Source organism: Streptomyces sp. NPDC001851 (assembly GCF_040297165.1).
GTDB lineage: Bacteria > Actinomycetota > Actinomycetes > Streptomycetales > Streptomycetaceae > Streptomyces.
The window spans coordinates 68,181-76,592 of sequence record NZ_JBEOYR010000038.1 but is presented as its reverse complement, the minus strand read 5'-3'; the positions used below and the strand labels follow the sequence as shown (position 1 = coordinate 76,592).

Sequence of the window (8,412 nt, the reverse complement as noted above, 5' to 3'; positions counted from 1 at the left end):
GACCGCCTAATCGAGCGATCCGCTCCGCAGCACGGTTGGCATGTGTGCTGGTCAGGGAGTCGCTCAGGTGCCAACTACGGCGCCTCGTCACAAGCGCACCAAAGCAGTCGCCGCAGCCCTGGAGGGCTCGTGATCATCTGGGGCAACGCGCCATTGGGCTGGCTGACTTCGTCAATACCCCACGTCATCGACATCGGCGCCCTCACCTCGGACGAAGTCCTGCAAGGAATCGCGCCACCTCACATCCCTTCTCTTCCATGAAGCCCCAGCATGACCGCCCCGGCCCTGGCCAGGCGCGTACGTCTGGGCACCCGCCCCAGCCCCATAGCCAGAACTCGCCCACCATTCCTGGGAGATAACCTGATGAACGCCGCCCCCGCCACCGACGCTCAGGGAGCCGAAGAAGCCGAGGCGCGTACCGGCGGCTGCCTGTGCGGCCGTATCCGCTTCACCGCCCGTGGGCCTGCGGTTTTCCCTCACACCTGCGCCTGCAAACACTGCCAGAAGCTCGGTGGCACCCCCTTGATGTGGTGGGTGGGATTCGAGACGGTCACCTGGACCGGCGAGAGCGAGCCGACCTGGTACGAGACCTTCGAAAGCGAGGCGAAGCGCGGCTTCTGCCCGACCTGCGGCAGCCGCGTCGCGGCCATCGACAGCGACATCTCGGAGATCGGCATCAACGTCACCGCCCTCGACGACACCAGCGGCACAGACCTTGTCCCCATCCACGCGTCCTTCCGCGACAACGCCGTGCACTGGCTGCCTCCGGTACCGGAGGCCGAGCAGAGCGCCGCCGGTTGAGCGCCCGCCTACTGGCCGGCGAGTTCACCAGCACCCTCGATGGTCCCGGCTGGCATATCGTCCTCGCCCGCACCAGGGCGCTGACTCCCGCGCCGGGGCCTGCAGCGGCCAGACATGATCATGGTGACCGGCTTCAGTCTCGCCCCCACCAAACGCGGCAACAACGACCACAACCGGCGCCAGGATCGACTGGGAACTGCTGCCGTTGTGGCGGGAGCGACTGACCAGCGATTCTTCCGTGATCACTCTGGTTGAACTCTACGTCCGCAGTGCGCAGCCGATCCTGCAGCATGCGGATGACGTCCTCGCGGCCTGGCGAAGTGCTGCATGGCGGGAGCCCACCCAGGAGCAGATCGCGTACGAGGCGCGTCGACTGCAGATCTCGCTCGAGGACGCAAGGTCCAGCTGGCGCTTCGAGGAGGCCGCCATTGGGAGTCTCAATCGCCGCGGGGTGCCCTGTGGGAGGGCTGCTGCCGAAGGGGTCGTACCTGACGTCAGTGGCCTCGGTCGTAGCAGCCGCAGTAACCGGAGAGTGTGGAGTATTGAGCGGCGACTGATGACTGAACAAGCCGGGACGCAGCGTCCCGGTGGCCTTCGGCAACCACCGCACCGCGGGCCACCGCCCCCGTCAACCGACCCCGGTCCCGGTCCACCCCTTTAAGTGGCGCAACGACGTGTGGCGGGAACGTCGAGCGGCGGGCGCAACTCGGCGGGCGGCACCTGGAAGACCGCCTCCCCGGCCCACCTCGCCGAAGCCCGGCGCCTGCTGGACCATCCAGCGCCGCGGCGGCCGGATCGCCGTCGACTCCCCGCTCACTCTTCCGTGTAGCGGGCGAGGAAGTCCAGTTCGGCCTGAGAGATGCGGCGCGGCCTGCCGGTCTCCAGGTTGTACGCGGCCATCAGGGTCGTGGCCTCGGCATACAGCTGGTCGGCATCACGGATTTCGTATGCGAGTTCCAGCCTTGCTCCACGGCAGGTGACGACCCTGACATGCACGTCAACGGGCTCCTCCCGGTAGGACAGGGGAGCGCGGTAGTCCACGATGGAGCGGCTGACCACGAATGCGTGCTGGCGGCGGCCGGCTTCGTCGGCGGGCAGCATCTCCTGGAACATCCGGGTCCGCGCCTCCTCCATGTAGCGGGGGAAGAGAGCGTTATTGACGTGCCCGTACGCGTCCGCATCCGCCCAGCGCAACGGGAGGGCATAGGTGTACTTCTTCACGAGAGAGGTCTTCCTGTGTGTGGGGGGGGACAGCTGCCATGGGGGCCGCTCATGCAGCCTGCGGGCGGCTCTGAGCGGGGCCATCCATCTCGGTCCCTCAGCCTGCCATGCAGTGCTTGGGCGACGGGGCATTGCCTTCTGCAACCTGCTGCAGGACATCGCGAAGCACGCGCTGCTCGGTGTCGCGCTCGTCGAGAAGCTGCCCGATACGGACGGCTGCTGCCGAAGGATCGGCCGGCAGGGCAGCACGCACCAGTTGATGCATCTCCAGGAGGCATGCGCCCTCGATGGCATGCCTGGGCACGCGAGCGATGACGGTGGCCGGGGAGACATGGGTGACTGACCAGCAGCCGGTTGTCTCTTCTGTGGCCCAGACCACGGTGCGCTTGTCCAGCGCAAGCGTCAGGTGGACGTCGGGGCCCACGGTTCTGCTGGTGGCTGGCAGGGGGACACCGTTCTCCCCCGCCAGCGCTGCTGCTTCGTCTGCAGTGGCGACGACCATGCGGGCCGCGAGGGTTGCCGCTTCCCTTCGCCAGCGGGTGGCAGCGTCCTCGGCTGCGCGATTCTGTGCGTGCCGTTGTGCCGTCGCCACGTCGTTTTCGTTCGCGGTCATGGTGGCCCACGCGTCGCGGACGCCGCCGAGCGCGTCGCGCTCGTCGTCGCCATGGCCCTCAACCCAGGTGATCACAACGAAGCGGCAGTCGGGCATCGACGCTGGATAGAGGACGTGGCTGACGACCTCGATGGTCTCCCAGTCCAACGTCGGCACGTTCATCCGGAAGACGTGGCCATCGCGTGTCTCCCCCATGTCGTGCTCGGTCTCCCAGACGTGCCGCACGTCTGGGTCGTTCTTGACGTCGTCGATCAACCGGCGCAGCTCGGCGTCATTCGGCCTGGTGGCCTGGGCGAACTTGAGGATCTTCACGTAGGCCGAGGCGTGCTTGTCCCAGTCCTGGTACTGGGCGCGGGCCTCCGGGGTCGTCAGAGCCCACCGGATGAGATTCGCGCCCGGCTCCATCACCCACGGCCACCACTCCGCCATGGCGGTGTTGAAGGCCAGGATGTTCCAGTGCTGGTCACACAGGTACGCGGGGCTGGGCATCTGCCGGTCGATGAGCAGGCGCAAAGCCTGTTGCAGCTCCGGCTGGCCGGACCCACTCGGCGGAACGAGCATCGAGCCGACATTGTAGAGCAGCAGTGCGTGACGCTCGTCGCGGTCCAGCTGAAGTAGCTCGGAAAGGGCCTCGCACTGCGTGCGGGACAGTCGGGGCGGTGTCGCACCACGTTCGATCTTGCGATACGTGCGCTCACTCATGCCCAGAGCCCTGGCCGTCCGATACTGAGTTACCCCTGCCGCCTTGCGCCACCTGCGCAGGAGGGCACCAAAGCCCATGTAGTGGCCGGCCAACTGCTGTCCGCTGCCGCCGCGCTCCGAAATCCCCTCGCTCGCAGCGTCATTCCCGCTGAGCGTTTGTTCCTGCGTGACCACGAAAATCCTGTCTTTGATGCTGAGGAGACTCACGTTCCGGGCGCGCATAAGGTCCCAGCGGCAGCGAATGCGCTGGGACCGCCCTTCGCCTCCCGGAAGAACCATACGCAATCCCTAAGCGATCTTGATCCGGGTGGGCCACCCATGAAAGGCGACCCCATGGTTCAACATCGAACAAATGAGGCGCGACATGGCGGCACGTTCACGGCCGAAACGGACACGGCTCAAGATCCACATCCGGAGGCGACCTGAAAATCGGCAAAACGTTGCCGCTTTTCACTGAGCCAGGCGCGGGGCGGTCTAGACCAGGCTCCTTAGTCGGCTTTCAGTTAGCGCCGCCACTGACATTTCCCTTGCCTGAAGCGCGAGTTACGGCGTCGTAGGCACGGACCAGCAACTGCACCACCCCGGCGACCTACCCCCACAAACTGGACAAATGATTGCCGTTGACGCGCTCGGACGGGCTTGACTTAAATCGCTCTGGCCAGCAGTTCCACCCATCAATGTGGCATAAGACACAAGGGAGTCGCAGTGAGGTTCGTGTCCGAGACGCTCGGACCCTTCGGTCTGCGCCCGCCACTTAGTTCGGTGCCTGTCGGCGTCGATGCCGACCCGGAACATCCAAGCTGGCCCAGTGCAACGACCCGCAGCAGGAAAGCCGTACTCCCGGTGCGATGCTTATTGGTTCACCATTCAGTGCTATGAGGGCGACGGCGGGCGCAGGAATTGACGCAATACTTTCGGTGCAAATTAGCGCCTCGAATCACGCCTCGTGTAAGCCGCCTGACAGCGGCTCAGCAGTGAGCTGCAGCTACGTCACTTTCTGCAACCAGTACAGAGTTTTAGAGCCAACTCTGGATCTTGACGCGGGTCGGTGCGTATGTTCGTCGTCCCCCGGGCCAGCCCGCCTGGGGCTCAGCCAGCATGAGGAGGAGGGCAGGAACCCAACGACTCGCGAGGTCCGTATACAGCGACGGCGCCCAGGAGCGGCTACTCCTGGACGCCGAACGCGTAGCGGCACGTACCGCCCCGATCCGGCCCGGCTAGGCCCGAGAGGGCGGAGATTGCCCACCATCACCACGCTGATCCCTATCCGACGGGCGCTTCAGCGTGGCAACACTGCAAAGGGGATTCTTCCATGCCTCCCGCCATACGCAAAAGGCCCCATCATCCGGCCTACGCGGCATCCACCCTCGCCCTGGCGTCGCACCGCGTCGGCACCCTGCACGCCACCCCTACGTCAGCAAGGCGACGGTCGAACGTCGTGGCCGGGGGTAGCCGATGAGCAGCGAGGCCCGCGAATGGGTGTTTGAGCACAGCTCCAGCAAAGGCACCGCGCGGCTGGTCCTGCATGCGATCGCGGACCGGGTCGCCAACGATGAGTGCATCGCCTGGGCCTCGCTTGGGAGTCTGGTCACGCGTACGAATGCGAGCCGCACGGCGGTACGTGACGCGCTGACCGCGCTCGAAAAGAGCGGCGAGCTGACCACCCTGGACCATCTGGAGGGTCCCCAGCGCAGCACGGTCTACCGGCTGCCGCGAACTGCCGCGTGGCTGGCCAAGGTCGCAGAGGCCCGTCGTAGGGACCCGGACGCGTACGTCGAGCCACCGACCGGCTCCGACCCGGTGCCGGAGCTGGACGAGGAGGCCGAGAAGGGCCTGCGGCGGTACGGGATCTGGCCCAAGAAGGGCACGGAATCCGGCACCTCCCGCCGGAATCCGGCAGGTACGGAATCCGGCCCCTCGCATCGGAATCCGACCCCCCGACGTGCCGGAATCCGACCCCAGCACGGTACGGAATCCGACACACAGAACCGTAGAGAACCTAAGTTGAACCGGAAAGGCAGCAGTGGTTGTGCTGCCGTCACCTTGGCTGCCGACTGGCAGGTCGACCCCGCCAGCCACAGCTGGGCCCGCCTGCAAGGCCACCTCGACCGCCTCGGTGAGGAGGGTCTGCGAGCAGCCGACGCAAAGTGGCGTGCCCACCGCGCCGGGCATGGCCCGCGATCGGCGACTGCCTGGGCTGCCGACTGGCGCTCCTGGATCGCCCGGGAACACTCTCCAGGCCGCCCGAACCTCTACGCCGTAGCCGGCAGCGGGCCCGCCCCGACGGGGGGCATCACCCGCGCCCAACAGCACACCGCCGCCCTCCTCGCCGCCCTCAACGAGCCGACCGGAACGGAGTAGCCATGGACCGCCGCGAAACCGCCGCCCTGCTGGCCTACATCGGCCGACTCGACCCCCGCACCATCCGTACCGCCCAGGGTGAGGCCCGCGACCAGCTCGCCCAGTGGCACGAACTGCTGGACGAGGTGCCGCTGGCCACGCCGCACGGCTGGGACGCCTGCGTGGTCGCCCGCCGCCACATCCGCGTCTCGCCGTACCAGATCCTGCCCGCGGACATCGCTCGTCCGTGGGAGAGCTACAAGCGCGACCGCCTGCACCGGCATACCGACCCCACGCCGTCGGCCGACCCGGACGACCTGGCGGCTTGGACCGCCGAGTTGGTCGGCACCCGTCGTGCGGTCGCCACCGGCACCGCCCAGCCGGTGGTGTACCGGCAGCTCGCCGGGCGCCGCACCGACCCGCGGCTGGAGGCACGGCTGAAGGAGGTCGGCTCCTGTATCCCGCCGGAGGTCAAGGCTGCCCTCGCCCCCTTCCGTCGGGCCCGCGCCGCCCGCGAGGCGGCCCTCGCCCAGGGCCAGCCCGACGCGCTCTCGGTGCGCTGTGACTGGTGCGAGGCACCGGTCGGCGAGCCGTGTCGCCGTCGGCGCGTCGGTCCTGACGGCTTCGCACGCGGCAACGCCCCACGGGCCACGCCGCATCACTGCCGTCAGGACCTCGCTGCCGCCCAGCAGGCGGCGACGGCCTGACCGGCCCACCAGGCGGTGCACCCCGTCCGGTGCACCTGCGCAACACCCCTGTCCCGCCCCCTGCTGCGGCGCCCCTGTCCCGCGCCGCAGCAGGCGCCCAACGCCGCGTCTACCCACCGTCGACCTGCTGTCGGCCGGCGCGGCAGCACACCGGAGACCGCCTTGCGCCACATCACCACACACGCCACACACGCCACGCCGGCCACCGGCCTGCGCGGCATCGGCGACACCAGCTGGCAGCCCCACGGCGCCTGCCACGGCATGGACCCCGAGGACGCCGACGCCATCTTCTTCCCTCTGCCCCGGGACCACGAGGCCATCGCCGACGCCAAAGAATTCTGTGCCTTGTGCCCCGTGCGCCGCGACTGCCTCAACTACGCCTTGGAGAACGACCTCAAGGAGGGGGTCTGGGGCGGGCTGACCGCAGCCGAACGCCGCCCCTGGCACGACGGACTGCCCCGGCGCCTCGACTACGGCCGCGTGGTCGCCTTCTTCAACGGCCGCGACGTTCACCTCACCGAGGCCGAGCGCCAGGTCGTCATCGACCACGCCTACGTCCGCGGATGGCGAGCCGACCGACTCGCGGCCGCCCTGCAGATCGGCACCAAGCATGCCAGGGACCTGCTGCGGCAGGCAGCCAACAAGGTCTTCGACCGCGACCGCACCCTCGGCGTGCCCCGGCGGAAGAACGCGAAGAAGAAGACCACGGCCGCGAAGACCAGCCGACCTGCAACCGCCCGGCCCGCCTCGCAGCAGCCCATCACCCGCCCGGTGGCGCCGGCCTCGGCGCACGCCCCACTCGGAAAGGCCGCATGACTCACCCTATCCTGGCCCACGGCGCTGGCCCCGACCTGTCCCATCTCCTCGCCCTCGGCGTCCCCGCCGCCGCACTGGCTCTGACCTTGGTCGGATGGGCATTCCGGCGGCGGGCGCAGCGCGCGCAGAAGCGACTCGGCAATACGGCGGTCGTGGTCTCTGCCCTGGCCGCGCTCGGCTGCACCGCCTACAGTGCCGACACCAGCTGGCGCTTCGCCGCCGACTTTCTCAACATCGCCGGCACGACCGAACGCGCCAGCATGTTCGCCGCCGCGGAACTGGGGCTGTTCGCCACCGCGCTGATGGCCCGGCAGAACCTGAGCACCCAGGGCGCCCCGGGGCTGCCGGGCACCTTGGTGTGGCTCATAACCGGGGTCCAGGTGATCCCCGCCTATGCCGAGAGCGGTCCCGTAGGAGGAACTGTCCGCGCCTTCGTGGGACCGGTCATGGCGGCGATGCTCTGGCACCTGGCCATGGGCATCGAGCTGCGCCTGCGCACCCCTGGCGCCGCCTCCCACGGCCTGGCCGCCACCCTCGGGCGAGAAGCACGCGAGCGACTGCTGTCCCGGCTTGGCATCGCCTCCCGTGACCGTGATGCTGCGCAGATCACCCGGGACCGCGCCACCGCTCGCGCCGTGGCCCTCGCCACCCGGCTCGCTGAACTCACCGCCGAACAGCGGCAGAGCCGACGGGGCCGGCGCCTGACCTGGCGGCTGTCGAAAGCGATCGGCCGAGCCTCGGTCGGCACCGACCAGTCCCAGCGCGGCGAGCTGCTCGCTCAGCTTGCCGCTCGCCGACACGCACTCGCGCTCGCCACCGTCCCGCTGCCCTCCCCGTGGTCCCCACCTCGCTCCGGCGAGCTGGCGACCACGGTCGCCGCCCCGAGCGTTGAGAGCAACTCGGTCCCCGACAACAGACCCCGCACCGGAGTCGCTCGGAACGGGGACCGGGGACTGCAACCTCACCAGGGACCGGCGACCGAGAACGCCGAGCAGCCGACGGGGACCGGGGACCGTGAGGCGGGGACCGGGAAGGGGACCGAGGGCCGAGACTCGAGTCCCAGAAACCACGAGCCGGGGACCGAGGCAACGGATCCGGAGTCCGGTGAGGAACACGAGAGCCGCTCGCAGATCGGCCTCCCGGTCGATGAAGTGCCTGCACAACGCCCTGAATGGCACCGGGGACCGGGGACCGCCGAGTCGGGGACCGACA

Annotated in this window: 7 protein-coding genes; 5 read left to right on the top strand and 2 right to left on the bottom strand. The window is 68.7% G+C overall.

Features of this window, described 5'->3' with window-relative positions; all coding sequences use genetic code 11:
* Positions 1-363: 363 nt before the first annotated feature.
* A complete protein-coding gene (locus tag ABT171_RS37730) occupies positions 364-801 on the top strand; it encodes a GFA family protein (protein WP_351250932.1) in 438 nt (145 codons plus the stop codon).
* Between the two features lie 813 nt (positions 802-1,614).
* Here ABT171_RS37730 and ABT171_RS37725 read toward each other — a convergent pair.
* Together ABT171_RS37725 and ABT171_RS37720 are read right to left on the bottom strand one after the other, a co-directional pair.
* Positions 1,615-2,022 carry an acyl-CoA thioesterase gene (locus ABT171_RS37725; protein WP_351250931.1) on the bottom strand — a complete coding sequence of 136 codons (408 nt, stop codon included), beginning with the start codon at positions 2,020-2,022 and terminating at the stop codon, positions 1,615-1,617.
* Positions 2,023-2,119: 97 nt separating this feature from the next.
* A complete protein-coding gene (locus tag ABT171_RS37720) occupies positions 2,120-3,544 on the bottom strand; it encodes a helix-turn-helix transcriptional regulator (RefSeq protein ID WP_351250930.1) in 1,425 nt (474 codons plus the stop codon).
* 1,248 nt (positions 3,545-4,792) lie between these two features.
* On the opposite strand from ABT171_RS37720, the gene ABT171_RS37715 reads away from it, so the two are divergent.
* The 4 genes from ABT171_RS37715 to ABT171_RS37700 all read left to right on the top strand — a co-directional run.
* On the top strand, positions 4,793-5,698 hold the full coding sequence (locus ABT171_RS37715) for a helix-turn-helix domain-containing protein (protein WP_351250929.1): 906 nt from the start codon (positions 4,793-4,795) through the stop codon (positions 5,696-5,698).
* A gap of 2 nt (positions 5,699-5,700) precedes the next feature.
* Positions 5,701-6,384, top strand: coding sequence for a zinc finger domain-containing protein (locus ABT171_RS37710; protein ID WP_351250928.1), 684 nt, complete (start codon positions 5,701-5,703; stop codon positions 6,382-6,384).
* A gap of 162 nt (positions 6,385-6,546) precedes the next feature.
* Entirely contained in the window at positions 6,547-7,200 is a 654-nt protein-coding gene (locus tag ABT171_RS37705; RefSeq protein ID WP_351250927.1) for a WhiB family transcriptional regulator, read from the top strand.
* A partial coding sequence (locus tag ABT171_RS37700) for a hypothetical protein (protein ID WP_351250926.1) occupies positions 7,197-8,412 on the top strand: 1,216 nt, incomplete at its 3' end. The genes ABT171_RS37705 and ABT171_RS37700, both read left to right, overlap by 4 nt.